The following is a 23,190-nucleotide window of genomic DNA, read 5'->3' as shown; positions in this document are numbered from 1 at the left end:
GCCGCGGCCCACAGCCGGCTGAGAAGTTGAGCCTGCTAAAATAGGTGGCGTGGCGGCTGGTGCTACTTTCGTGGCCTTGTTGCCTGACCCTTCCCCAATGTTTTCCGCATGCTTGCCCGCATTCAAACCGCCTTCCGCCAGCTCGAAGCCACGCACGGCATCCGCATCCTGTACGCCTGCGAGTCGGGCAGCCGGGCCTGGGGTTTTCCCTCGCCCGATTCAGATTTCGACGTGCGGTTCATTTACTGCCACCCGCCGGCCTGGTATCTCACCCTCGACGAAGGGCGCGACACCTTGAATTTTCCCGTTGATGACGAACTGGACCTGGCCGGTTGGGAATTGCGCAAGGCCCTGCGCCTGCTGCGCGGTTCCAACGCGTCGGTGTTTGAGTGGCTGCAGTCGCCGGTACTGTACCACGAGGCCCTCGACTTTCGGGCCCGGCTGGAGCCGCTGCTGCCCACTGCCTTCAACCTGAAAGCCGGCCTGCACCACTACCTGGGCCAGCTGCGGCGCGGGGTGGAGGAAAACCTGCCCGGCTCCGACGTACGCTTAAAACGGCTGTTCTACGCGCTGCGTTCGGCCCTGGCGGCCCGCTGGATTCGGGAGCGGCACGCACTGCCGCCCATGGAATTCGCGCCGCTGCGGCAATTATTACCTGCTGATTTGCAAGTTGATGTAGATGCATTGATGGCCCATAAAGCCACCGCCGACGAAAAGACCCGGGTGCCACCCCCGGCCGCGCTGGTGGAATTCCTGCAAGCCGAGCTAGCGGCGGGCCAGGTGGCGCGGGAAACCTTGCCGGTGCTACGGCTTGGCGCTGTAGCCAGCGAGCTGGACGCATCGTTTCAGGCGCTGATTGGGGAGGCATTCGCAACTTTTTAAATAGCAAAGCAGCCATGCTGACCATTGCCGATTTACGGGTGCAGAACTTAATTATTTTCGAAGCCATCAGCGGGAGCCGGGCCTACGGCACCCATTTGCCGCATTCCGATACCGATGTAAAAGGCGTCTTCATTTTGCCTGAAGACCATTTTTTCGGCCTCGACTACGTGCCGCAGGTGGCCAATGAAACCAACGACGAGGTGTTTTATGAGCTGCGCCGCTTCGTGGAGCTGCTGCTGAAAAACAACCCCACCGTGCTCGAATTGCTCGGCACGCCGGCCGACTGCGTTGTATACCAGCACCCGCTGTTTGCGGAATTTCAGGCCCGGGATTTTCTCTCCAAACTCTGCCGCCAGAGCTTTGCCGAGTACGCCGTGGCGCAAATCCGCAAAGCCAAAGGGCTGAATAAGAAAATCAACCACCCCGAGCCCCCGGCCCGCAAGTCGGTGCTAGATTTCTGTTACGTGACGGTGGGAGCTGGCGCTCAGCCCGTGACCATCTGGCTGGCCCGCCAGGGCTACCAAGCCGCGCAGTGTGGCCTGGCCAACGTGCCGCATCTCACCGATTTGTACGCGCTGTTCGTGGATGCCACGCCCGGGCGCGCCCACGGCTACCGCGGCCTCGTGCGCGACCCGGAAACTTCGCAGGGCGTGCAGCTGTCGGCCGTGCCGAAAGGGGAGGTGCCGGTGGCGTATCTGTCCTTCAACCGCAATGGTTACAGCACCTACTGCCGCGTATTCCGCGAATACTGGGAATGGGTGGAAAAGCGCAACGCCGAGCGCTACCAGAATACCGTGCAGCACGGCAAAAACTACGACGCCAAAAACATGCTGCACGTGTTTCGGCTGCTGCAAATGGCCGAGGAAATTGCGGTTAGTGGCCAATTGCACGTTCGTCGGCCGAACCGGGAGTTCCTGCTGCAAATCCGGCGGGGGGCGTTTGAGTACGAAGAACTGGTGGCCGAAGCAGAGCAACTTGTGGTGCGGGTGGAAGCAGCTTTTGCAAGGTCCGTATTGCCAGAAGCACCTGATAAGGATTCTACTGAGAAACTGTTGCGCCGGGTGCGGCGGGTATTCTACACAAGTGCTTAATGATTAAACATGAAAAAATATTTAAAATAATGTATCACAAGTTTCAATAATTATTGAAACTTGTGATACATTTGCTCGTCCGATGCAAGCGCGGCCGGAATGTCCCGGGACTGCGCCATTTGCCGGGCCGCCGTGTATGCCACAGCCGAAAATGGTAATTGCCGAAGGAAACGGGTTTTTGGGCCGTCATCTGGCCCGGTATTTCCGGGAGCGGGGCTACCGTGTGGTTGTGTTGGGGAGGGGGGCGGCACCTAGCCTCGACAACTACGTGCGCTGGGATGGCTGCTCCCTTGGCTCCTGGGCCGCCAAGCTGGAGGGGGCCTACGCGCTGATAAACCTCGCGGGCCGGAGCGTCGACTGCCGCTACACGGCGGCCAACAAACGCGAAATCATTGCCAGCCGCGTCGAGAGCACTTGTGTGCTTGGCGCGGCTGTGGCGGCCTGTGCCGTGCCGCCGCGGGTGTGGCTCAACTCGTCCACCGCCACCATTTACGCCGATACCACCGGCGAGCAGCCTGCCAATACCGAGGCGATGGGCCGCATTGGCGAAAGCTTTTCGGTGGAAGTGGCGCGGGCCTGGGAGGCAGCTTTTGCCGCCTGCCCGGCGCCGGCCACGCGCAAAGTGGTGCTGCGCACGGCCATTGTGCTGGGGCGCGATGGCGGCGCATTTCCGGTGATGGCGCGGCTCGCCCGGTGGGGGCTGGGCTCGCCGCAGGGCCACGGCCGGCAATGGATGAGTTGGCTCCACATTGCTGACTTCTGCCGAGCCGTCGAATTCCTGCTCCACGCGCCCGCGGCGGCTGGGGCTTTCAACCTGTGCGCCCCGCAGCCGCTCACCAACCGCGACTTTATGGCCCTGCTGTGCCGGCAGCTGCGCCCCTGGCTGCGGCTGCCCCAGCCCGAATGGCTGCTCGAAATCGGGGCCTTTGTGCTGCGCACCGAAACCGAGCTGATTCTCAAAAGCCGCAAAGTGTACCCGCAGCGGCTGCTGGAGCTGGGGTTTCAGTTTGAATTCCCAGCTTGCGAAGCGGCCCTGCAGGAGCTGCTGCCTCATTCCTAACGACTACTCATGCAACCCACTAATTCCAATCCCGTGCCCTCGCTGGCCGAAGCCCGCGCCCAGTTCATTCACCTTTGGGGCGTGTCGGGCAGCAGCTGGGGCGTGAGCAAAACCTTGGCCCAGGTGCACGCCCTGCTGCTGGTGAGCCCAGCCGCCCTCAGTACCGAAGACATCATGGAGCAGCTCACCATTTCGCGCGGCAACGCCAGCATGACGGTGCGCGAGCTGCTCGATTGGGGATTGGTATACAAGGAATTGCGGCCCGGCGAGCGCCGCGAATACTTCGTGGCCGAGAAGGATATGCTGCAGGTGACGCGCTGCATCATCCGGGCCCGCAAGCGCCGCGAGCTCGACCAGATGAAGCGCAGCCTCGACCAGCTCGCGGCCCTGCCCGGCGACCCCGCCGATGCTGAATACCGGGTCTTCCACGCCACGCTCACCGAAATTCAGCAGCTGGCCACCGTGTCGGACAAGCTGCTCACACGCCTCATGCAGGCCGAAAAAAGCTGGTTCTGGAACACGTTTCTGAAGCTGTTTATGTAGTACCCGCCCGGCGGTCGGCTTGGCCGTTTTGTTCACTCTTTCAGGTTTATCATATGCTGCCGTCCGAGAACCAACCCGAGCCGACCGAACCCAACCCCATCGAGAACGACCCGGCGGCGGCCCCGCCCTTTGCGTCGTTTCAGACCCCGCCGGAACAGCCGGCCGGTACCGCCTTCGCGCATCAGCCCGAAGAGGAAGAGTCTGGCAGTGCCTGGGGCTCGGCGTTGCTGGCCATTGTGGGCACGGCGCTGGTGGCCGGCGTGCTGGGCACGCTGTTGATGTGGCTGTCGCTGCGGCGGTACGAGTCGTATGGGGCCACGCTGTTTTGCCTGTCGCCCACTATCTGCAGCTTCGTGGCGGTGCTGCTGTACCGGCGGAAGCAGCCCGAGCGAGCAGGCGGCGTGTGGTCGGTTTCGTGGGCGGTGGTGGCCATTATGGCGGTGTTGGCTTCGATGCTGCTGCTCATCTCTTCGGGGGGCGAAGGCATCATTTGCGTATTGATGGCGCTGCCTTTTGCCCTGGTGCTGGCACTGGTTGGCGGGCTGCTGGGGCAGGCGGTGGTGGAAATGCGCGGCCCGCGCCGGCCCCTGCCCGTGCTGGCCGCCGTGGTGCTGCTGTACCCGGCCGCGCAGGAGTACGAGGTGCGCCACCCAGCCCCGGTGCTGCCTCGGCGCGTGACGACGCAGCGAGTGGTGAACGCGCCGCCGGCCGCCGTGTGGGCCGTGCTGATGCGCCCCGTGACGTACCCGGCCGCCAACTCCTGGTTTCGGGCGGGCGTGGTGTACCCCACGCGCACGGCTTTCGCGCTCGATTCGGCCACCGGCCGCCGCACACTGGTGTGCCGCTACTCGCAGGGCCTGGCCCACTTGCCGGTGGTGGGGTGGGAGCCCGGCCGCAGCCTCACGTTTGCCGTGCCGCCGCCCAGCATGCCCGCGCCCATGCGCGAGCTTAGCCCGTACCCCAGCGTGCACGCGCCGCACCTGCACGGGTTTTTTCGGGTCGACAGCGGCACGTTCCGGCTGCAGCCGTTGCCGGGCGGGCGCACGCTGCTCGAAGCCCGCACGGTGTACCGCCACTCCATTGGCCCGCAGTTTTACTGGCAGCTTTGGAGCGACTACCTGCTCGATACCATGCACGGCCAGGTGCTGGCTACCCTGAAAGAACAGGCCGAAGCTAGCCGCACTCATGAATAAGACGATGGAAAGGCCCTGCTCCCCCGGCATCCGCGTCGCGCCGCGCACAACCGGCAGCTCGGCCTATGCTCCCGCCCGGGTGCGGGCTCTGTTCGATGCCATGGCGCCCACCTACGGTTTTGCGCCTTGGTTGTCGGGGGGCATGCTGGGCCGCTGGCGTCAGCAATTGGCGCACGGCCTGCACGCGCCGGCCCCCGGCCATCGGGTGCAGGTGGTCGACCTGATGGCCGGGGGCGCCGACCTGTGGCCGGCCCTCAGCCGCCGCCTTGGGTCCGGCCTGCACCTCACGGCCGTCGATTTTTCGGCCGCCATGCTCGCCCGGGCCAGCCGGCACGCGGCCGGCCCCGGGCTGGCGCTGCACCCGGCCGATGCGCTGGCCACCGGCTTGCCCGCGGGCCGGGCGCACGTTGTTACCAGCACTTTCGGGCTGAAAACCCTGGACCCGGCCGCCTACCCCGCGCTGGCCCGCGAGGCGGCCCGGCTGCTGCGGCCGGGCGGCCAGTTGGCCCTGCTCGAAGTGGTGCTGCCCGCGCGGGGCTGGCTGCGGCGGCTGTTGCCCGCGTACCTGGCCGCGCTGATGCCGGTGGTGCGGTGGCTGTGCCCGGCCGCCGCGGTGCATGCCGCGCTGGCCGGCTACCTCCGGCGCGGCTTCGACCTAGGGCAGCTGCGCCACGCCCTGCGGCAGGCCGGTTTTGGCGGGCTGCGGCAGCGGCGCCTGTGGCCCGGCTGCGCGGTGCTGCTCACGGCTGAGCTGACCGGCGCGCGGTAGTAGCTTCGCGCATTTTTCGTCCCTTCCATGCCGACCATGTCAACTGCAACCCTTTCCACCCAAGTCCGTGCCGCCTTGCTGGGCCTGGCCGTGGGCGACGCCCTTGGCGTTCCGGTGGAGTTTTTGTCCCGCGCCGCCCGTCAGAAAGACCCCGTGACCGGGATGCGCGCTTTTGGAACCCACCACCAGCCCGTCGGCACTTGGTCCGACGACTCCTCGCTCACCTTCTGCCTGGCCGAAACCCTGGCCTTGCCCGCTGGCCGCACGGCCGCGCCCGACCTGGCCGACTTCGCCCGGCGCAGCATCAACTGGCTCGATAGTGCCTACTGGACTGCCCACGGCAAGACTTTCGACGTGGGCAATACCACCCGCACGGCCATCAACCGGCTGCGGCGCGGCACTACCCCCACGGCCGCCGGCCCCCGCTCCGAGGAGGACAACGGCAACGGCGCGCTCATGCGCATTCTGCCGCTGGCCTTCCATGAAACTTGGCGGACCGAAACTCTCGACTTAGATGCCGCTTGGATTCTGACCGAAAACGCGGCCAGCGTCACACACGGGCACCCGCGCTCTACGCTGGGCTGCTTCATCTATCTGCTGGTGGCGCGGGGGCTGCTGGCCGGTTTAGCTCCCGCCGATGCTTATGCCGCCATGCGCGAGCTAGCGAACCAGTGGCTCGAACACGGCAGTATACCGGCCGTGGTGGAGGACAAGTATTACCGCTGGGTGCTTTCCGGGGCATTGCCTGACCAACCGGAAAGCAAAATTGCTTCTTCCGGCTACGTTGTCCACACCCTCGAAGCAGCCCTCTGGTGTCTGCTGCGGCACGACACCTACGCCGCCACGGTGCTGGCCGCTGTGAACCTCGGCGACGACACCGACACCACCGGCGCTGTAGCTGGTGGCCTCGCGGGCCTGGCCTACGGTGAAGCTGCGATTCCAGACGAGTGGCTGGCCGTGTTGGCTCGGCGGGCTGACATTGAGCAACTGGCCGTGCGGCTGGCTGGAGCTAGCTTGGCATCAGACACCCGGCCTTAGCGCTTCTGGAAATCTGTCACCAGCAATTGTTCGTCGCAGAAAGCGTATTCGGCTGGCACGTTGGAGCTGAGCAGGAGCGTACGACCGGCGCGGGTGGCCTGCACGTGCTCCTGGTACCAGGCCACCCCCGTTGCGTCCAGATTGGTTGTGGGCTCGTCGAGCAGGAGCAGGGGGGCGGCGGCATAGAGCGCCAGGCCCAGTTTCAGGCGCTGCTTCATGCCCGATGAGAACTCGCGCACCAGCTGCTGGCGCGCGTTTTCGAGGTACATCACGTCGATGAGCTTGTCCGGCGTGATGCCCGGCCGCAGAGGCTTGAAACTTGTGTGAAACTGTAGCAGCTCCAGCAGCGTCAGCTCTTCCAGCAGCTCCAGATAGGGGGCGGCGTAGGCTAGGTGCTGGGGCACGTCTTCCACGGGCACCGCACGGCCGGCCAGCTCATAGGTCAGCTCGCCCTGGGTGGGCAGCAGCTGGCCCGAAAGGGTGTTCAGCAGCGTGCTTTTGCCGGCACCGTTGGGCCCGAGCACGGCCGTGGCGCTGCCCGGCCGAAACGTGCGCGTCAGGCCCTGGAATATCCAGTCGCGCTGAAAGCGCTTGCCCAGGCCGGTGGCGGTGAGTAGCAACTGAACAAGAAAGATTATTCGGCCTCGCTGCCGTCGGTACGGCCGCGCTTGGGGCCTTTGATGATGCCACGCGTGGCCGCCCGCACAAAGCCCACCGCCGTTTCGCGCTCCGGCGTGGCGGGCAGCTCGCGCTCAATCTGAGCCAGCGCGTCGTGGTTGTTCAGGCCGCCCAAAAACAGCGTGCGGTACAGCTGCTGCACCTGGTTGATGGCTTCTTCCGAAAACCCGCGGCGGCGCAGGCCCACCGAGTTGGCGCCGGCGTAGGACAAAGGCTCGCGGCCAGCCTTCACGTACGGCGGCACGTCTTTGCGCACCAGCGAGCCGCCCGAAATCATGGCGTGGGCGCCGATTTTCACGAACTGGTGCACGGCCGACGAGCCGCCCACAATGGCGTAGTCCCCGATTTCGACGTGGCCGGCCACCTGCACGGTGTTGGCCAGGATGCAGTGGTGGCCGATGACGCAGTCGTGGGCAATGTGCACGTAGGCCATCAGCAGGCAGTGGCTGCCCACGCGGGTTTCGCCGCGGTCCACGGTGCCGCGGTTCACGGTCACGCACTCCCGAATGACGGTGTGGTCGCCAATCACGGCGGTGGTTTGCTCGCCCGCAAACTTCAAGTCCTGCGGCACGGCCCCAATCACGGCGCCCGGAAACACCTGGCAGTGCGCCCCGATGCGGGCCCCGCTCATGATGGTCACATTGGGCCCAATCCAGGTGCCCTCGCCAATCTCCACATCGGCCGCAATGGTCGTAAACGGTTCAACGGTTACGCCGGGCGCGAGGCGAGCATCGGGGTGAATGTGAGCGAGGGGAGAAAGCATTCTTCTTTTTGGAATTAAGAATTAAGAATTAAAAATTAAAAATTGAAGACCATGGCGAAGGAGTTGCCAGTGATTTTTAATTCTTAATTCTTAATTATTAATTAAAAAATTAGGCGTCTTTGCGGACGATGGCGGCGCTCATTTCGGCTTCGCACACCACTTTGCCATTCACGAAAGCTTGGCCGCGCATTTTGGCAATGCCGCGCTTGATGGGCGCCAGCAGCTGGCAGTGGTAAATGATGGTATCGCCGGGCAGCACCTTCTTCCGGAAGCGGGCATTTTCGATGCCCAGGAAGTATTGCCAGTAGTTTTCGGGGTCGGGCACGGTGTTCATCACCAGAATGCCGCCGGTTTGGGCCAGGCCTTCAATCTGCAGCACGCCGGGCATCACCGGGTTGCCGGGGAAGTGCCCCTGGAAAAAAGGCTCGTTGATGGACACGTTTTTCACGGCCGTCACCACCTGGTCGTCGAGGTGAATGACCTTGTCAATCATCATGAACGGGTAGCGGTGGGGCAGCACCTGCATGATGCGGTTGATGTCCATCACCGGCTCGCGGTTCAGGTCATACACTGGCACGGGGTTGCTGCGGGCCTCCAGCATCTTCTTTTTAATGCGCTTGGCAAAAGCCACGTTGGCCGCGTGGCCGGGGCGGGCGGCCAGAATCTGGCCTTTCAGCGGGCGGCCCACCAATGCGAGGTCGCCCACGAGGTCGAGCAGCTTGTGGCGGGCGGGCTCGTTTTTGTGGCGCAGGTCCACGTTGTTGAGAATGCCCTCTTTCTTCACCGACACGCGGGGCTTGCCCAGCATTTTGGCCAGGTCGGTCAGCTCGTCGTCGCTCACCACGCGGTCGACCACCACAATGGCGTTGGAGAGGTCGCCGCCGCGAATGAGGTTGTTTTTGTAGAGCATTTCCAGCTCGTGCAAAAAGCAGAACGTGCGCGACGAGGCAATTTCGTCGCCAAACTGGTTGATGTCGGCCAGCGTGGCGTGCTGCGAGCCCAGCACCGGCGAGTTGTAGTCCACCATCACCGTGAGGCGGTAGTCGGACAGCGGCAGGGCCGCAATTTCCACGCCGCGGGCGTTGTCGACGTAACGGATGCTTTCCGGGATTTCGTAGTAGTTGCGCAGCGCGTTCTGCTCCTGCAGGCCCACGGTTTCAATTGCCTTAATGAACTCCGCCGACGACCCGTCCATGATGGGCGGCTCGGGGCCGGAAAGCTGAATGAGCACGTTGTCCAGCTGCAGGCCCACCAGCGCGGCCAGGGTGTGTTCCACGGTGTTTACGCGGGCGCCGTTCTGCTCGATGGTGGTGCCGCGGCTCAGGTCCACCACGTTGTCCACGTCGGCGTCCACGATGGGCTGCCCGGGCATGTCGACCCGCTGAAATTTGTAGCCGTGGCCCACCGGCGCGGGGCAAAACGTCATGGTGGCTTCCACGCCGGTGTGCAGTCCGATGCCGCGCACCGTCACGGGCGCCTGAATGGTGTGTTGCTTGTCGTTCATTTCATTGGTTGTCAGTTGTTTGTTGTTTGTTGTTAGTCGTTTAAAGCCTGGTAGCCTAACAACTGACAACTAGCAACGAACAACTAAGAAGCTGCAAAGCTAGGGCTTTTCCGTCGCGTTTTTTGCCTTTTCCAGCTGCGCCACGCGCTGCTCGAGCTCGGGCAGGCGGCGGAATACGATTTGGGCGCGCTGGTTTTGCTTGAAGTCGAAGGCCGTGGAGCCCTGCAGGATGGTGCCTTCCTGCTTCACGTTTTTGCCGATGCCGGACTGCGCCGTGACGGTGGTTTTGTTGGCCAGCGTGACGTGGCCAGCCATGCCCACCTGCCCCGCCAGCACGCACTGGTCGCCGATTTTGGCCGAACCGGCGATGCCGGTTTGGGCCGCGATGACGGTGTTGCGGCCAATTTCCACGTTGTGGGCCAGCTGCACGAGGTTGTCGATTTTGCTGCCCCGGCCCACCCGCGTCGAGCCCAGCGTGGCGCAGTCGACGGTGGCGTTGGCGCCGATGCTCACGTAGTCTTCCAGCACCACGTTGCCGATTTGCGGAATGGCCTTGTAGGAGCCATCAGGCTGCGGCGCGAAGCCAAACCCATCGGAGCCCACCACGGCGCCGGCTTTGATGACGCAGAACTTGCCAATGACGGTATCGGGGTAGATTTTGGCCCCCGCGTGGATGACGCTGCCCTCGCCAATCGTAACCCGGTCGCCGATGTAGGCGTGCGGGAACACCAGCACGTTGTCGCCCAGCTTGCACTGCTCGCCGATGTAGGAGAAAGCCCCCCGGTAGTGCCCGGCACCGATTTCCGAGCTTTTGCCGATAAACGAAGGCTCTTCCACGCCGCGCTTGCCGGTGCGGGTGGCCTGCGCGTAGAACTCCAGCAGCTGGCTGAAGGCCGTGTAAGGGTTTTCAACCCGTATCAGCGTGGGTTTCACGGCTTGCCGCAATTCCTGGTTCTGGCCGACGATGACGGCCGAGGCCCCGGTTTCGTATAAAAAGGGCTCGTATTTGGCGTTGGAGAGGAAAGTAAGGGAGCCGGCCTGGGCTTCTTCAATCTTGGCCAGGCTGGAAATGCGCTGGGAGGCGTCGCCCTCCACGGTGCCGCCGAGCACTTCGGCGATTTGCTGAACGGTAAATTCCATAGGCGGCAAAAATAGGTGTCAGTTGTTGGTTGTCAGTTGTCAGGTTCCGGCCAATGCACGGGGGCGTGCTCGGCCTAGATGCCTGACAACTGACAACCAACAACTGACACCTAAACTATTTCCTTCGGGTAGCAGATGTAGAACTTCTCGACTCGTTGGCTGAGCGCGCGGATGTTGGGCAGGTCGGAGGCTTCCATCACGTTCACCACGTCGCCTTTTTTGGTCAGTATTTCGATGGGCTCCTGACTTTCGGCGTTGTAGGCGCTGTTGCTCAGGCGGCCCGATATCATCAGCAGGGCCGCTTCCTCGGGCGAAAGGTTGAATTTTTCCTCAATCAGCTCCCGAATGCCGAGGCGGAAATCTTCGTCGAAGGGCTCCGGGGCCAGCACGATTTTGAGCAGGTTGCGGTGCAGGATGCTCTTGGCCAAGTAGCTGAGCACGGTGTCGGGGTGGCCGGCCCAGGTCTTGATGGCCGACCAGATGTCGTAGTCGTCGAGCTCCACGAAGTGGTTGAGGATTTTGTCGTCCTTCTCAAACTCGGCCAGGCTCACGGCGCGGCCTAGGAAGTAGCCCAGGCAGCTGTTGGCGGGTACCTCCACGCCCTGGCGGGCCAGGTCGCGGGCCCGCTGCACCACCCGAATAACCATCTGCTCGGCCGAGGTCACGGTTTTGTGCAGGTACACCTGCCAGTACATCAGGCGGCGGCTCACCAGAAAGTTCTCGACCGAGTACACGGCTTTTTCTTCCAGCACCAGCCGCTCGTCGTGCACGCGCAGCATCTTGATGAGGCGGTCGGCCCCGGGGCGGCCTTCTTCCACGCCGGTATAAAAGGAGTCGCGGTTGAGGTAATCGAGGCGGTCCATGTCGAGCTGGCTGCTCACCAGCTGGTGAAAAAACGGCCGGCCGTACGTGCCGTCAAACATCGAAATGGCTAGCCCCAGCTTGCCGTGAAACTCCAAGTTCAGCCGCTGCATGAGGAAAACCGACACCTGCTCGTGCGGCACATTTTGGAAAATGGCCGTCTCGAGGGCGTGGGAGAGGGGGCCGTGGCCCACGTCGTGCAGCAGAATGGCGGCCATGGCCGCCTCGCCCTCGGCCGCCGAAATCTTCACGCCCTTGTCCTTGAGCGTGCGCAGGGCCAGGCTCATCAGGTGCATGGCGCCTAGCGCGTGGTGAAAGCGCGTGTGCAGCGCCCCCGGGTACACAAACCCCGTGAGCCCGAGCTGCTGAATGCGCCGCAGCCGTTGAAAGTAGCGGTGCTCAATCAGGTCGAACAGGAACTCCGTGGGGATGGTGACGAAGCCGTAGACGGGGTCGTTGAAGATTTTCTTTTTGTTCACAGTGGGGGCGGGGGCAGGATGACGGGCCGAAAACGGAAAGCGAAGTTGCGGCGCTGCTGCCGATAAACCGGCAACATTTGCAGCCGCGGTCCGTCCATGACTGAACGCGAAACTACGCCCCGTCGTTTGGGCAAGCTCAACACTCCGCCCCAAACGCGGTTGCAACCCGTAGCGTCGTTTCGCTATATCTATTCGGGCCGGCTTACGTTACCTACTGAAATCAACACCCCCACCGAAGGTCAGCGTACGCGAAGTCCCCAAGACCCCAAGTCCCTTACTATGCAACAAACCACCATTCTCTGGGCCGACGATGAAATCGACTTGCTCAAGCCGCACTTGCTGTTTCTCAAGGAAAAAGGCTACGACGTGACGCCCGTCAACAGCGGCGCCGACGCCATCGAGGAAATTCAGGAAAAGAGCTACGACCTCGTGTTTCTCGACGAAAACATGCCCGGCCTCACCGGCCTCGAAACGCTGAGCGAAATCAAGGCCATCCGGCCCACCGTGCCCGTGGTGATGATTACCAAGAGCGAGGAAGAGCACATCATGGAGTCGGCCATCGGCGCCAAAATTGCCGATTACCTGATTAAGCCGGTGAACCCCAGCCAGATTCTGCTGTCGGTGAAAAAGGTGCTCGACAACAAGCGCCTCATCAGCGAAGCCACCAACTCGGGCTACCAGCGCGACTTCCGCCAGCTCGGCATGCAACTCTCCGACCGGCTTTCGCCCTCGGAGTGGGCCGAAGTGTACAAGAAGCTGGTGTACTGGGAGCTCGAAATCAACGAGACCGAAGGCAAGAGCATGGCCGAAGTCTTCAACATGCAGAAGGACGAGGCCAACACCTACTTTGGCCGCTTCATCACGGAGAATTACGAGGACTGGGTGAACGGCGACGACAAGGACGCCCCGCTCATGTCGCACCAGCTGTTCAAGGAGCGGGTGTTCCCGACGCTGAAAGCTACCGGCGACACGCCCGTGTACTTCGTGCTGATTGACAACCTGCGCTACGACCAGTGGAAAGTGCTGGAGCCCATCATCACCGAGTTTTTCACGGTGGACAGCGAGGAGATGTACTACGCCATTCTGCCGACGACTACGGCCTATGCGCGCAACGCCATTTTCTCGGGCATGATGCCGGGCGAAATTCAGAAAAAATACCCGAACCTGTGGGTGACCGACGACGACGACGAAGGCAAAAACCTGCACGAGGCCGAGTTCATGGAAATCAATTTCCAGAAGAACAACCAGAAGGCCAAGTACAGTTACAACAAGGTGACCAACCTGCAGGCTGGCAAGGACTTGCTGGGCAAGATGAGCAACCTGCACAACAACTACAAGTGCAACGTCATCGTGTACAACTTCGTGGACATGCTCTCGCACGCCCGCACCGACATGGCCATGATTCGGGAGCTGGCCGCCGACGAGTCGGCTTACCGCAGCATCACCCGCTCGTGGTTCCTGCACTCGCCGCTGTATGAAATGATGCAGCAGATTGCCGAGAAAAAAGGCAAGCTCATCATCACCACCGACCACGGCACCATCCGCTGCAAGCGCCCCTACAAGATTGTGGGCGACCGGAACACCAACACCAACCTGCGCTACAAGCACGGTAAGAATCTGGGCTTCGACGACTCGCGCGACGTGTACGTGGTGCGCAAGCCGGAAAGCATTTTCCTGCCGCGCGAAAATGTGAGTACGGCCTACGTCTTCACCATCGGCGACTACTTCTTCGCCTACCCGAACAACTACAACTACTACGTGAACTACTACAAGGACACGTTCCAGCACGGCGGCATTTCGCTGGAAGAGTGCATCATCCCGTATGTGACGCTCACCCCGAAGGGGTAATTTGAAAGAGTTTCTAAGAACAAAGAAGGCCGCCTTTTATGAGGCGGCCTTCTTTGCTTTGGGGTGGTCAAGTTAACTATTTGAGTTTGTCCAGCGCCGCCCGCAGCCGCGGCAGGGCCGCCTGAATCGAGTCTACCGTTTCGGCGCCCACCGAAGCCCGGAACCACGGCTCCGACGCCGGCGAGCCAAACGCGCTGAAGGGCACCAGCGCCAGCTTGGCTTCCGAAATCAAATAGGACGTGAGTTCGGCGGTGGTGGCCAGCACGGTGCTATCGGGTGCGGTTTTGCCCAGCACGTCGATTTTGATGGTGAGATAGATGGCGCCGGCCGGGGCTACGGCGTCGACGGGGTAGCCGGCGGCCTGCAACTCTTTCAAGCCGTCAAACAAGGCTTGCAGCGAACCTTGCAGGTTGGTTTTCATCTCACCCAGAAAGGCATCTACGGCTTCGGTTTCGGGCATGAAGTGGGCGGTGGCCACCTGCTCGGCCTTTGGAGCCCAGGCGCCCACGTGGCCCAGAATGGACTTCATCTTCTCGATGATGGCCGGGGGGCCGAAGCTGTAGCCCACGCGCACGCCGGTGGCGGCAAAGCACTTGGAAATGCCGTCGATGTAGATGACGTAGTCGCGCAGCTCGGGGCGCAGGCTCACCGGGTCGTGGTGCTCGGTGCTGCCGAAGGTGAGCAGCCAGTAAATCTGGTCGTAGAGAATGTAGAGCGGCTTTTCATCGGCGCCGCGGAGCTTGTTTTCGGCAATCACCAGGTCGCAGATTTCTTCCAGGCCGGCTTTGGTGAACACCGTGCCGGTGGGGTTCAGCGGCGAGCACAGGGCCAGCAGCGTGGCGCCGGGCAGGTGCGGGGCCAGGTCGGCGGCCGTGGGCATGAAGTTGTTTTCGGCGCGGGTGGGCACGGCCACGGGCGTGGCGCCGGTGAGGTGGCAGTAGTGGTTGTTGTTCCAGCTGGGCAGCGGGAAAATGACCCGGTCGCCGGCGTCGATGAGGGTGCGGTAGGTGGCGTAGATGAGCGGGCGCGAGCCCCCGGCAATCAGGATGTCATTCGGGCCATACTCCAGGCCCTGGCGGGTTTTCAGGAAGTCGGAAACCGACTGGCGCAGCTCATTGATGCCGGCGGCGGGCGGGTAGTTGGTCAGCCCGGCCTGGTAAGCCCGGGTGATGCCTTCGTTTAGCTCAGTTGGAATGGGAAAAATCTTCGGGTCGAAGTCGCCGATGGTCAGGTTGCAGATGTTAGCGCCCTGGCGCACCTGCTCGCTTACCTGGTTGCCAATGCGAATGATTTCGGAGCCGCTCAGGCCGGCGGCCATCTTGGATACTTGCATAGAAGGGAAGCAGCCGGATATAAGCTGCATTGGCCGCGAAGGTAAATGACGCCTGCGGCATCATTGCCCGGCCGCCCGCCGCAGCTCGTCTTCGGCGCCGGCGGCGCGCTTGCGGGCGGCGGCCACTTTGCCGTTGCCGAAGCGGTAGGTGAAGGCGGCCGTTGCCACGCGGGTGTCCTGCCGGGTCACAAAGCTTTCGGAAAAAGACGTGTACACCGACGTAGAGCGCAAAACGGACGTGTAGAGCACGTCCGAAACGTTCAGCCGCAGGGTGGCCTGCTTGTCCCAGAAGCTGCGCTGCAGGCCCAGCAGCAGCTGCCCGCGGGACCGGGCGCGCTCAAAGCCCCAGATTTCGCCCGACTGAAAGGCGCCATTCAGCTCCCCCGACCAGCCGTGGGGCAGGCTGAACGTATTGTTGGCGGTGAGCTGGCAGGCCGGCTGTTGGCGGTCGAGCAGGGTGCGGGCCAGCTCGCCGCGAAAGCGCGACACGTAGAAAATGGCGTTGGCGTAGAGCGTCCACCATTTGGTGGGTTCCACGGGCGCGGTCAGGGTGAGAGCCAGGTAATCCTGGCTGGTCAGGTTCACTTCGCGGCTCACTACCTGGCGGCTGCCGTCGGGCGCGGGCTGCACCACCGTCACGATGGGCTGGCGGGTGTGGGCGTAGCTGAGAGCCGTGCTGAATTTCTGGCGGTAGGTGTGCGTCAGGTCCACGTTGTAGCTGGTCTGGGCCAGCAAGTAGGGATTGCCCGAGCGGTACGAAACCGCGTCGACGTAGGCCCGCAGCGGGTTTAGCTGGGCGTAGTTGGGCCGGTCGATGCGCCGGCCGGCGGCCAGGGCCAGCGCGTGCTGCGCGGCCAGCTGCACCTGAACCGAGGCCGTGGGAAACAGCTGCAGGTACCGGCGCTCGCGCATGCCCTCGCCCGCGAGCGTGGCGCGAATGGTGGTTTGCTCGGCGCGCAGGCCGGCCTGCAGGCTGGCCTTGCCGCGGCCGCCGCGCACGCTGGCGTAGGCGGCGTTCACGTTTTCATAGTAGTCGAAGGCGCTCGATATTGAGGGCGCAAAGACGCCGTTCTCGAGAAAAGCCACCGCGCTGGCGGAGGTCACCCGCGTGCTTTTGCCGCCCAGGTCGAGGCGGCTGCGGTGGGGCAGGGGGCGGCTGTAGTCTAGCTTCAGGGCCCCAATGGTCAGGTCGCTGCGCTGCTCGCCCGTGAGCAGGGCCGGTGCAAGAGTTGGCTCCAGAAAGCTGGTGCGCAGGTCGAGGGCGCGGGTGGTGCGGTACTGCGCGTAGTCGGCATCGGCCGTTAGGCTGGCGGCCGACGCCGAGTCGGCAAAAGCGTGCCGCAAGTTGAGGTTGGCGCTGCCGTTGGGGCGCTTTATTTCCTGTGCCACCAGCGAGCGGTACCACAGCGCCGGCGTGCCGCCTTCGTCGTACAGCCGCGTCTGGGTGTCGTTGGCGGTGGTGGTGCGGCTGAGCAGCCCCGTGAGCGCCATGCCCAGCAGCGTGCGCGGCGTGAGATTGAAGTCGGCGCCCACCTTGGCGCTGTGCGAGCGCAGGTACAGCATGCGCTTGCCCAGCACGTCGCTGCTGGCGGCCGGCAGCCCCGCCAGGGCCTCGTATTGGCGGTAGAATTCCTGCCGGGCAAAGTCGTTGCGATTGGTGTAGCTATAGGAGCCGTAAAAGTTGACGTTTTGGCTGCGGTGATTCAGGGTAAAGCCGGAGGTGAGCTTGCCGTATTCGCCCCGGCCGTAGCTGGCGTTGGCCGTGCCGTTTGTGCCCAGGCGCAGGTCTTTTTTGAGCGTGAGGGCGATGACCCCGGCCCCGCCCTGGGCATCGTACTGGGCGGGCGGGTTGGTGATGAGCTCAATGGTCTGGAGCTGCTCGGCGGGCAGGGCGCGCAGGTATTCGGTGAGGTCGACGCCCGCCAGGGGCAGGCGCTTGCCGTCTACCAGCAGCAGAAGCCCCTGCCGGCCGCGCAGGGCAATGGCCTCGTTCACCACCACGCCCGGCGAGCGGCCCAGCACGTCGAGGGCCGTGGCCCCGGCCGATAAAGGGCTGTCGGCCACGTGCACCACGGTGCGGTCGGGGTGATGCTCAAATAAGGGCTGGCGCGCCTGCACCGTCACCCCGGCCAGGGCCGTGGCCTCGCTGGCTTGCAGCAGCAGGGCAGGTAGCACCAGGCCGTCTGGTGGCAGGGAAAATGCCGCGCTCCATACGCGCCGGTACCCCACCTGGCTGGCCGAAACCAGGTAGCGGCCGCCCGCCTGGCCTTCCAGCAAAAAAACGCCCCGCTCGTCGCTGAACTCGGTTTTTACCACCACCGAGTCGGCGGCGCGGTGCAGGGCAATAGTGGCAAAGGGAACAGCGCCTCCCGCCCCGGTCAAAACCGTGCCCCGCGCCACGGCCTGGGCCTGAGCCGCGCCGGCCCAGGGGGCGAGTAGGAGTAGCCCGGCCCAAGGGGCAATACACCAAAACGGCCCGACCCGCCACCGGAACGGCAAAAAAGTAGAAAAACGCACGGGGTAGAAATAGAAAGGCAAATGCTGCCTCGCCTCATCACCGGCCGCAAAAGAAGGCGTAGTTTCTTTTGGCTGATGACGTTAGGCGCTGCCGCAAAGCATAAAGTTGCAGGTTCCGCGGCATTTATCCAAAGCGGCGGCCCGCTGCTGCGGCTTTGCCGGTATTTTTGCGCCATGCTTCCCTCAATCATTGCCGTTTCTTCTGTAGACGAGTTGCCCGCGGCCGCTCGCCGGGTGCAGGCCGCCATCGAAGCCGCTCACTGTTCCGTGGTGGCGTTTGAGGGCGAGATGGGCGCCGGCAAAACCACGCTCATCCGCGCCCTGGCCGCCGCCCTAGGCGTGGCCGACGACGTGAGCAGCCCCACCTTCTCACTGGTGAATGAGTACCGCGACGCGCAGGAGCGGCCCGTGTATCATTTCGATTTCTACCGCATCGACTCCCTGCGCGAAGCTGAACAGATGGGGGCCGCTGAGTACCTCGATTCGGGGTATCTTTGCTTGGTGGAGTGGCCCGCCCGGGTGGGCCCGCTTTTGCCCACGCCCCGGCTCGAAGTCCGCATCGACGTGGTGGGCCCCGAAGCCCGTGAAATCCACCTGCACCTTATCCCGTAACTTGCCCGCCCCGCATCAATTAGCCTGCCGTTGCCCTGCCGCCCGCCCCGTTAGCCGGCCGGCCCCACCTGATGCCTGTTAATTGATACTTGCTACCTGAACCTATGCCCGAGCAGCTACCATCCGGTTTTGAGTCCCTGGCCACCAGCCGCGCCTATTTCACCCAGGAATCGATGCTGGCCGTGGAAACCCGGAAGCGCAAGCTTTTCATTGGCCTGCCCCGCGAAACCTCGCTGCAGGAAAACCGCCTCGGCCTCACCCCCGAAGCCGTGCAGCACCTGGTGAGCGCGGGCCACGAAGTGGTGATGGAAGCCGGCGCCGGCGAGCCCAGCAAGTACGCCGACCACGACTACTCCGAAGCCGGCGCCCAGATAGCCTACTCGGCCGACGAAGTGTACAAGGCCGACGTGCTGCTCAAAGTGGCCCCGCCCACGCTCGAAGAAATTGAGCTGCTGCACCCCGGCCAAACCCTGATTTCGGCCCTGCAGATGGGCTCGATGACCCAGGAATACATCGCGGCGCTTTCGCGCAAGAAAATCAACGCCATCGGCTTCGAGCTGATGAAAGACCCTAGCGGTGCCCGCCCCGTGGTGCGCGCCATGAGCGAAATCGCGGGCTCGACCGTGATGCTGATTGCGGCCGAATACCTGGCCCGCTCCAACGAGGGCAAGGGCATCATCCTGGGCGGCATCACGGGCGTGCCGCCGTCGCAGGTGGTCATCCTGGGGGCCGGCACGGTGGCTGAGTACGCTGCCCGCGCCGCCACCGGCCTCGGGGCCGAGGTGAAGGTGTTCGACAACCACCTCTACAAGCTGCGCCGCCTCAAGCACAACCTGGGCATGCAGCTCTACACCAGTACCTTGGATACGTTTGCCCTGAGCCAGCAAATCCGGCGGGCCGACGTCGTCATCGGCGCGCTGGCCGTGGAAGACGGCCGCATTCCCTTCATGGTGCCCGAGGAAATGGTGGCCACGATGTCGTCCGGCTCGGTCATCATCGACGTGAGCATTGACCAAGGCGGCTGCTTCGAAACCAGCGAGATGACCAGCCACAGCAACCCCGTCTTCCGCAAGTACGACGTGGTGCACTACTGCGTGCCCAACATCGCCTCGCGCGTGCCCCGCACCGCCACCAACGCGCTGAGCAACATCTTCACGCCCATCCTGCAGGAAATCAGCCAGCACGGCGGCATCAACGAAGTGCTGTTCACCAACGAGCATTTCCGCAGTGGCGTGTACATCTACCGCGGCTCGCTGACCAATGCGATGATTGCGAAGAAATTCAACATGCGGTATAAGGAGCTGGGATTGTTGATTGCGGTACGGAATTAAGGACGGTGTTTTTTTTAAAGTCTTAGGCGATGATTATACTATTTCCCGGTTACATGACACAATATGTTACCGGGTAGTTTTATTAAGTAAGTAAATAGTAGAGGTATACTTAGCATAAGTAAAGCAGGATTAGTTTTGCAGTCTTTTTGTTTTTGAAAAAGATATGTAATGAGTTACACGAATTATATTTCTCCTTTGAATAATACGGAATGTGCCGTACTGGAAACTCCCGCGCTGGAGAATTCCAGCTCCGCCAAAAGCAAATTCAACTTCGACCTGGAAGCGTTGCGCGGAGTGGCCGCCCTCGTGGTGGTACTGTCGCACGCAGTGCACACCAGCCTAAACACGCTTGACCCGGCGTACCACCCCACCGGCATCTGGACGTACGCCGCGCCGGGCCATTTGAGCGTGCTGCTGTTTTTTGTGCTTTCGGGCTATGTCATTGGCAAGGCTCACGCCGTGGCGCTACAGAAGGATACCATTCTGCTGTATTTGAAAAAGCGGTTCGTTCGGATTTACCCCATCTATCTGGTCTGCATCCTGTTTGTTTTTTTGGTGCTCGTCAGAAACCCTTCGCTTTTAACCGTATTCAGTCATTTCTCCCTGACGCAGGGGCTTACGGCGCCCGTGCTGCACGCTATTTCGCCGTCGTGGTCGCTCAGCTATGAAGTCTTTTTTTACCTGTTGTTTATCCCTATTTCTTATTTCAGGCTGAATCCGACGGTCATTGCAGTTGCCATGGTGGGGCTGGGAGTGGTGACGGCTTATTTTTTTCCGGCCTTTGCCATGGGCCTGGTGCCCACCTATGCGTTTGGCTTCGCGTTCTGGCTGTGCGGGCTGGTCCTGGCCAGGCACTCCCGGCCCGATGTAAGCGCTGCCTCCTATGCCGCCATGGTCAGTCTGGTCTTTCTGTTCCTGACGCTGGGGGCCTTGGATGCCGCCCCTGCGTTACTGCACCGTGCCCTACTGTTCTTTCTTGGGAAAGACTTGAGTATAGTTCCGGAAAGCCAAGATGCGTATATGGTTTTTCAGGATTTCGCATATCTGCCGTATTGCGCGCTGATGGTCGCGGTGTTTGCCGGCATCCGGTTCAAGCACCGCAAAGCCATTCTCGGCTTTATGACGCTTTTCCCCGCCCTGAGCTTCGTACATTACTTGAAAGAAGCCGACAAGAACCCGCTCATTACGCTGTTCTTCATCGGGCTGTTTTACAGCATTTCCTTGGTGTTTTTCCTATTTCCGGCGAGCTTGGAGCACTTCTCGAAGCGGGCCATCAAGCGGCTCGTGCCGCTAGGCAGCATCTCCTACGGGTTGTACATTGTTCATTTTCCCTTGCTCACGCTCATTCTCTCGTACCAGGGTTTTTCCGGCTCGGGCTTTACCTACTGCGTGCGCTTGGCGGTGTTTCTTCTGGTCACGGTGGTGGCGTCCTACTACTTAGAAAAAGTGTACCAGCCCTGGGTACGAAAGGCCATCGGCTAGTCGCGGCTGTGGTCTTCCGTTCAGGAAAGTAGAAACGTTTTCCACGCCTCTACCAGCCGCCCTTCCGCCAGAAACTGCCGACCCAACTGCAGCAATTGTTTCTTGAGTTCCAGCGCATCGTCGCGGTGCTTGTTCAATAGGTAGGCTACCATCGGCTCGGATTTAAATTCCTCGACTTGTTCCGGCGTGGGCAGGGAGTCGCGCTCAATGTTGGCCAAGCGGCCCAACTCGTTGCCGGTGAGCACGTCGGAATTTAGAATAAAATCGGGCAATTGGTCGAAGCCGATGCCGATGTGGCGGTTGGGCTTGGGCACTTCAAAGAGGCTGGCGCCGCTGGCCCGGCAGTACCAGTCTCCCCCGAGGCGGGCCACAGCGTCCAGCTTGAACGGGTCGATGCCGGTGGCGTCGGGAAGCAGGATATCCTCGCGGAAGTGGGCCCGCACCACCCGGCAGATGATGAGGTTGCCGGCGCCGTGGTTCTGGCCCAGTTCAATGATTTGCTCCACCACGCATTCGAAAGCGGCCGGGGCCTCGGCCACGCGCGGCGGGCGCACCTGCTCGGAGGCCAGCTCGGTGAGGCCGGCTTTAGTGAATTCGTTGACGCCTTTCTCGTACTCGGTGCTCGACAAGGACATCTGCTCCACGAGCGCGAAATCGCAGATGTTGATGACGACTTCGGGCACTTCGCGCACGTTTTGCAGGGTGTGCTTCTGGGTGTTGTCGCGCACGCGGTTGGCCGGCGAGAACACGAGGATGGGCGGGTTGGCGCTAAAGGCGTTGAAGAAGCTGTAGGGGCTCAGGTTCACGCGGCCCTCGGCATCAATCGTGCTGGCGAAGGCCACCGGCCGCGGCGCCACGGCGCCCACCATAAACGGGTGCCACTCGCTGGGCTTGAGGTCGGAAGGAGTGAGGGAGTGGAATACGGGAAGGAGGGAGGCCATGAGAGTTTGCGTGCGATGCACCGAGCTTGGGTGGCCAAAGCTAAGTAGCTTGGCTGCATGAAGCGGTTTTTTCTCCCGGCACTATTGGCGTGCCTGCTAGCGCCCGGCGCTGCGGCTGCCACCGAAAACCCCGCGCCGCTGGCCGACACGGCCCGGCTGCGCCAGCACCTGCGGGTGCTCACCGGCACGCCACAGCCGCGCAACTACGTTCACCCCGTGGTGTTGGAATCGGTGGCGGCTTTCATCGGGCGCGAGCTTCGCACCGCCGGCGCTTACGCCGTGGCCGACCAGCCCTACACGGTGCAGGGCCAAACCTACCGCAACGTCACCGCCTCGTTTGGGCCCACCGACGGCCCCCGGCTCATCATCGGGGCGCACTACGACGTGTGCGGCGACCAGCCCGGCGCCGACGACAACGGCACCGGCGTGGCGGCCCTGCTAGAGCTGGCCCGTCTGCTCGGGCAGGAAAAAACAGTGCCGTACCGCATCGATTTGGTGGCCTACACGCTGGAAGAACCCCCGTTTTTCCGGACCCCGCAAATGGGCAGCTATGTGCACGCGGCTTCGCTCAAAGCGGCGGGCGTACCGGTGCGGGGCATGGTATCGCTCGAAATGCTGGGTTATTTCGACGACCGCCGGGGTTCCCAGCGCTACCCCATCTGGCCGCTAAAATTCATTTACGGCAGCCGGGGCAACTACGTGACCGTGGCCCAGAAATTCGGCAACGGCCGTTTCGGCCGGCGGTTTGCGCGGCACTACCGGGCGGCCGCGGCCCTGCCGGTGAAGCGCTTCAAAGCCCCGGCCTGGCTGCCGGGCATCGACTTCTCCGACCACCTCAACTACTGGAAATTCGATTACCCGGCCGTGCTGCTCACCGATACGGCCTTTTACCGCAACCGCAGCTACCACGAGGCTTCCGATACGCTGGCCCGCCTGGACCTGCGCCGCTTGGGCCTGGCGGTGGATGCGCTGCTGGCCACCGTGCTGGCGGAAGAGAAATAGCGCAGCAGATGATGCTCAGGGCATTGTGCAAACACGAGCCACAAAAATGCCCGCTATGCCACAACGGCAGGCATGGCTTCGGCGCATTTCATTGCACTTCCGCACCTATCTCCCCAATTCCGT

Annotated in this window: 20 protein-coding genes; 12 read left to right on the top strand and 8 right to left on the bottom strand. The window is 62.6% G+C overall.

From position 1 onward, the window contains the following. Positions 1–108: 108 nt before the first annotated feature. From IC234_RS04410 to IC234_RS04380, 7 genes are all read left to right on the top strand, one after another. Positions 109–882, top strand: a complete 774-nt coding sequence (locus tag IC234_RS04410) for a nucleotidyltransferase domain-containing protein (RefSeq protein WP_190922596.1) — start codon at positions 109–111, stop codon at positions 880–882. 14 nt (positions 883–896) lie between these two features. Beyond that, positions 897–1,973 (top strand): nucleotidyltransferase domain-containing protein, encoded by a 1,077-nt coding sequence (locus tag IC234_RS04405; RefSeq protein WP_223827455.1) that lies wholly within the window; start codon positions 897–899, stop codon positions 1,971–1,973. Between the two features lie 136 nt (positions 1,974–2,109). Next, complete coding sequence (locus IC234_RS04400; protein ID WP_190922595.1) at positions 2,110–3,033, top strand: TIGR01777 family oxidoreductase; 924 nt, start codon at positions 2,110–2,112, stop codon at positions 3,031–3,033. 9 nt (positions 3,034–3,042) lie between these two features. Then, the gene (locus IC234_RS04395; protein ID WP_223827454.1) at positions 3,043–3,576 is read left to right on the top strand and encodes a GbsR/MarR family transcriptional regulator; all 534 of its coding nucleotides are present in this window, start codon (positions 3,043–3,045) and stop codon (positions 3,574–3,576) included. A 53-nt stretch (positions 3,577–3,629) separates the two neighbouring features. Next, complete coding sequence (locus IC234_RS04390) at positions 3,630–4,769, top strand: SRPBCC family protein (RefSeq protein WP_190922594.1); 1,140 nt, start codon at positions 3,630–3,632, stop codon at positions 4,767–4,769. Further along, positions 4,762–5,538: a methyltransferase domain-containing protein gene (locus IC234_RS04385; RefSeq protein WP_190922593.1), complete on the top strand. Its 777-nt coding sequence runs from the start codon at positions 4,762–4,764 to the stop codon at positions 5,536–5,538. Before IC234_RS04390 ends, IC234_RS04385 begins: the two co-directional genes overlap by 8 nt. 36 nt (positions 5,539–5,574) lie before the next feature. Then, positions 5,575–6,576 (top strand): ADP-ribosylglycohydrolase family protein, encoded by a 1,002-nt coding sequence (locus IC234_RS04380; RefSeq protein ID WP_190922592.1) that lies wholly within the window; start codon positions 5,575–5,577, stop codon positions 6,574–6,576. Here IC234_RS04380 and IC234_RS04375 read toward each other — a convergent pair. From IC234_RS04375 to IC234_RS04355, 5 genes are all read right to left on the bottom strand, one after another. Further along, on the bottom strand, positions 6,573–7,196 hold the full coding sequence (locus IC234_RS04375; RefSeq protein WP_190922591.1) for an ABC transporter ATP-binding protein: 624 nt from the start codon (positions 7,194–7,196) through the stop codon (positions 6,573–6,575). The two genes, IC234_RS04380 and IC234_RS04375, sit on opposite strands and share 4 nt — an antisense overlap. A gap of 14 nt (positions 7,197–7,210) precedes the next feature. Next, positions 7,211–8,017 carry an acyl-ACP--UDP-N-acetylglucosamine O-acyltransferase gene (gene lpxA, locus IC234_RS04370; protein ID WP_190922590.1) on the bottom strand — a complete coding sequence of 269 codons (807 nt, stop codon included), beginning with the start codon at positions 8,015–8,017 and terminating at the stop codon, positions 7,211–7,213. Positions 8,018–8,126: 109 nt separating this feature from the next. Beyond that, positions 8,127–9,521, bottom strand: coding sequence for a bifunctional UDP-3-O-[3-hydroxymyristoyl] N-acetylglucosamine deacetylase/3-hydroxyacyl-ACP dehydratase (locus IC234_RS04365; protein WP_190922589.1), 1,395 nt, complete (start codon positions 9,519–9,521; stop codon positions 8,127–8,129). A gap of 99 nt (positions 9,522–9,620) precedes the next feature. Further along, a complete protein-coding gene (lpxD, locus tag IC234_RS04360) occupies positions 9,621–10,661 on the bottom strand; it encodes a UDP-3-O-(3-hydroxymyristoyl)glucosamine N-acyltransferase (protein ID WP_190922588.1) in 1,041 nt (346 codons plus the stop codon). Between the two features lie 110 nt (positions 10,662–10,771). After that, positions 10,772–12,001, bottom strand: a complete 1,230-nt coding sequence (locus IC234_RS04355) for an HD domain-containing protein (RefSeq protein WP_190922587.1) — start codon at positions 11,999–12,001, stop codon at positions 10,772–10,774. 279 nt (positions 12,002–12,280) lie between these two features. On the opposite strand from IC234_RS04355, the gene porX reads away from it, so the two are divergent. Continuing rightward, positions 12,281–13,849, top strand: a complete 1,569-nt coding sequence (porX, locus tag IC234_RS04350) for a T9SS response regulator signal transducer PorX (protein WP_190922586.1) — start codon at positions 12,281–12,283, stop codon at positions 13,847–13,849. A gap of 76 nt (positions 13,850–13,925) precedes the next feature. Here porX and IC234_RS04345 read toward each other — a convergent pair whose 3' ends face one another. Beyond that, complete coding sequence (locus IC234_RS04345) at positions 13,926–15,182, bottom strand: pyridoxal phosphate-dependent aminotransferase (protein WP_190922585.1); 1,257 nt, start codon at positions 15,180–15,182, stop codon at positions 13,926–13,928. A 60-nt stretch (positions 15,183–15,242) separates the two neighbouring features. Further along, a complete protein-coding gene (locus tag IC234_RS22150) occupies positions 15,243–17,699 on the bottom strand; it encodes an outer membrane beta-barrel protein (protein WP_190922584.1) in 2,457 nt (818 codons plus the stop codon). A gap of 174 nt (positions 17,700–17,873) precedes the next feature. On the opposite strand from IC234_RS22150, the gene tsaE reads away from it, so the two are divergent. The 3 genes from tsaE to IC234_RS04325 all read left to right on the top strand — a co-directional run bounded on the left by tsaE (position 17,874) and on the right by IC234_RS04325 (position 21,124). After that, a complete protein-coding gene (gene tsaE / locus IC234_RS04335; RefSeq protein ID WP_190922583.1) occupies positions 17,874–18,311 on the top strand; it encodes a tRNA (adenosine(37)-N6)-threonylcarbamoyltransferase complex ATPase subunit type 1 TsaE in 438 nt (145 codons plus the stop codon). A 104-nt stretch (positions 18,312–18,415) separates the two neighbouring features. Beyond that, entirely contained in the window at positions 18,416–19,642 is a 1,227-nt protein-coding gene (locus IC234_RS04330) for an alanine dehydrogenase (RefSeq protein WP_190922582.1), read from the top strand. Positions 19,643–19,837: 195 nt separating this feature from the next. Next, entirely contained in the window at positions 19,838–21,124 is a 1,287-nt protein-coding gene (locus IC234_RS04325) for an acyltransferase family protein (protein WP_190922581.1), read from the top strand. 20 nt (positions 21,125–21,144) lie between these two features. On the opposite strand, the gene IC234_RS04320 is transcribed toward IC234_RS04325, so the two are convergent. Beyond that, positions 21,145–22,065 (bottom strand): flavin reductase family protein, encoded by a 921-nt coding sequence (locus tag IC234_RS04320; protein ID WP_190922580.1) that lies wholly within the window; start codon positions 22,063–22,065, stop codon positions 21,145–21,147. 84 nt (positions 22,066–22,149) lie between these two features. On the opposite strand from IC234_RS04320, the gene IC234_RS04315 reads away from it, so the two are divergent. Beyond that, positions 22,150–23,067 (top strand): M28 family peptidase, encoded by a 918-nt coding sequence (locus IC234_RS04315; RefSeq protein ID WP_223827453.1) that lies wholly within the window; start codon positions 22,150–22,152, stop codon positions 23,065–23,067. The last annotated feature ends 123 nt before the right edge of the window (positions 23,068–23,190 follow it).

The sequence above is a fragment of the Hymenobacter armeniacus genome, assembly GCF_014699055.1.
In the GTDB taxonomy this organism is placed as follows: domain Bacteria; phylum Bacteroidota; class Bacteroidia; order Cytophagales; family Hymenobacteraceae; genus Hymenobacter; species Hymenobacter armeniacus.
Note: the sequence above shows the minus strand (reverse complement) of the source record. Positions and strands in the feature narration are given on the sequence as shown.

Bases quoted from the DNA above. Each gene is read 5' to 3' on its own strand.
- IC234_RS04410 (WP_190922596.1), top strand. From the start codon at position 109: ATGCTTGCCCGCATTCAAACCGCCTTCCGCCAGCTCGAAGCCACGCAC.
- IC234_RS04405 (WP_223827455.1), top strand. From the start codon at position 897: ATGCTGACCATTGCCGATTTACGGGTGCAGAACTTAATTATTTTCGAA.
- IC234_RS04400 (WP_190922595.1), top strand. From the start codon at position 2,110: ATGCCACAGCCGAAAATGGTAATTGCCGAAGGAAACGGGTTTTTGGGC.
- IC234_RS04395 (WP_223827454.1), top strand. From the start codon at position 3,043: ATGCAACCCACTAATTCCAATCCCGTGCCCTCGCTGGCCGAAGCCCGC.
- IC234_RS04390 (WP_190922594.1), top strand. From the start codon at position 3,630: ATGCTGCCGTCCGAGAACCAACCCGAGCCGACCGAACCCAACCCCATC.
- IC234_RS04385 (WP_190922593.1), top strand. From the start codon at position 4,762: ATGAATAAGACGATGGAAAGGCCCTGCTCCCCCGGCATCCGCGTCGCG.
- IC234_RS04380 (WP_190922592.1), top strand. From the start codon at position 5,575: ATGTCAACTGCAACCCTTTCCACCCAAGTCCGTGCCGCCTTGCTGGGC.
- lpxA (WP_190922590.1), bottom strand. From the start codon at position 8,017: ATGCTTTCTCCCCTCGCTCACATTCACCCCGATGCTCGCCTCGCGCCC.
- IC234_RS04365 (WP_190922589.1), bottom strand. From the start codon at position 9,521: ATGAACGACAAGCAACACACCATTCAGGCGCCCGTGACGGTGCGCGGC.
- lpxD (WP_190922588.1), bottom strand. From the start codon at position 10,661: ATGGAATTTACCGTTCAGCAAATCGCCGAAGTGCTCGGCGGCACCGTG.
- porX (WP_190922586.1), top strand. From the start codon at position 12,281: ATGCAACAAACCACCATTCTCTGGGCCGACGATGAAATCGACTTGCTC.
- IC234_RS04345 (WP_190922585.1), bottom strand. From the start codon at position 15,182: ATGCAAGTATCCAAGATGGCCGCCGGCCTGAGCGGCTCCGAAATCATT.
- tsaE (WP_190922583.1), top strand. From the start codon at position 17,874: ATGCTTCCCTCAATCATTGCCGTTTCTTCTGTAGACGAGTTGCCCGCG.
- IC234_RS04330 (WP_190922582.1), top strand. From the start codon at position 18,416: ATGCCCGAGCAGCTACCATCCGGTTTTGAGTCCCTGGCCACCAGCCGC.
- IC234_RS04320 (WP_190922580.1), bottom strand. From the start codon at position 22,065: ATGGCCTCCCTCCTTCCCGTATTCCACTCCCTCACTCCTTCCGACCTC.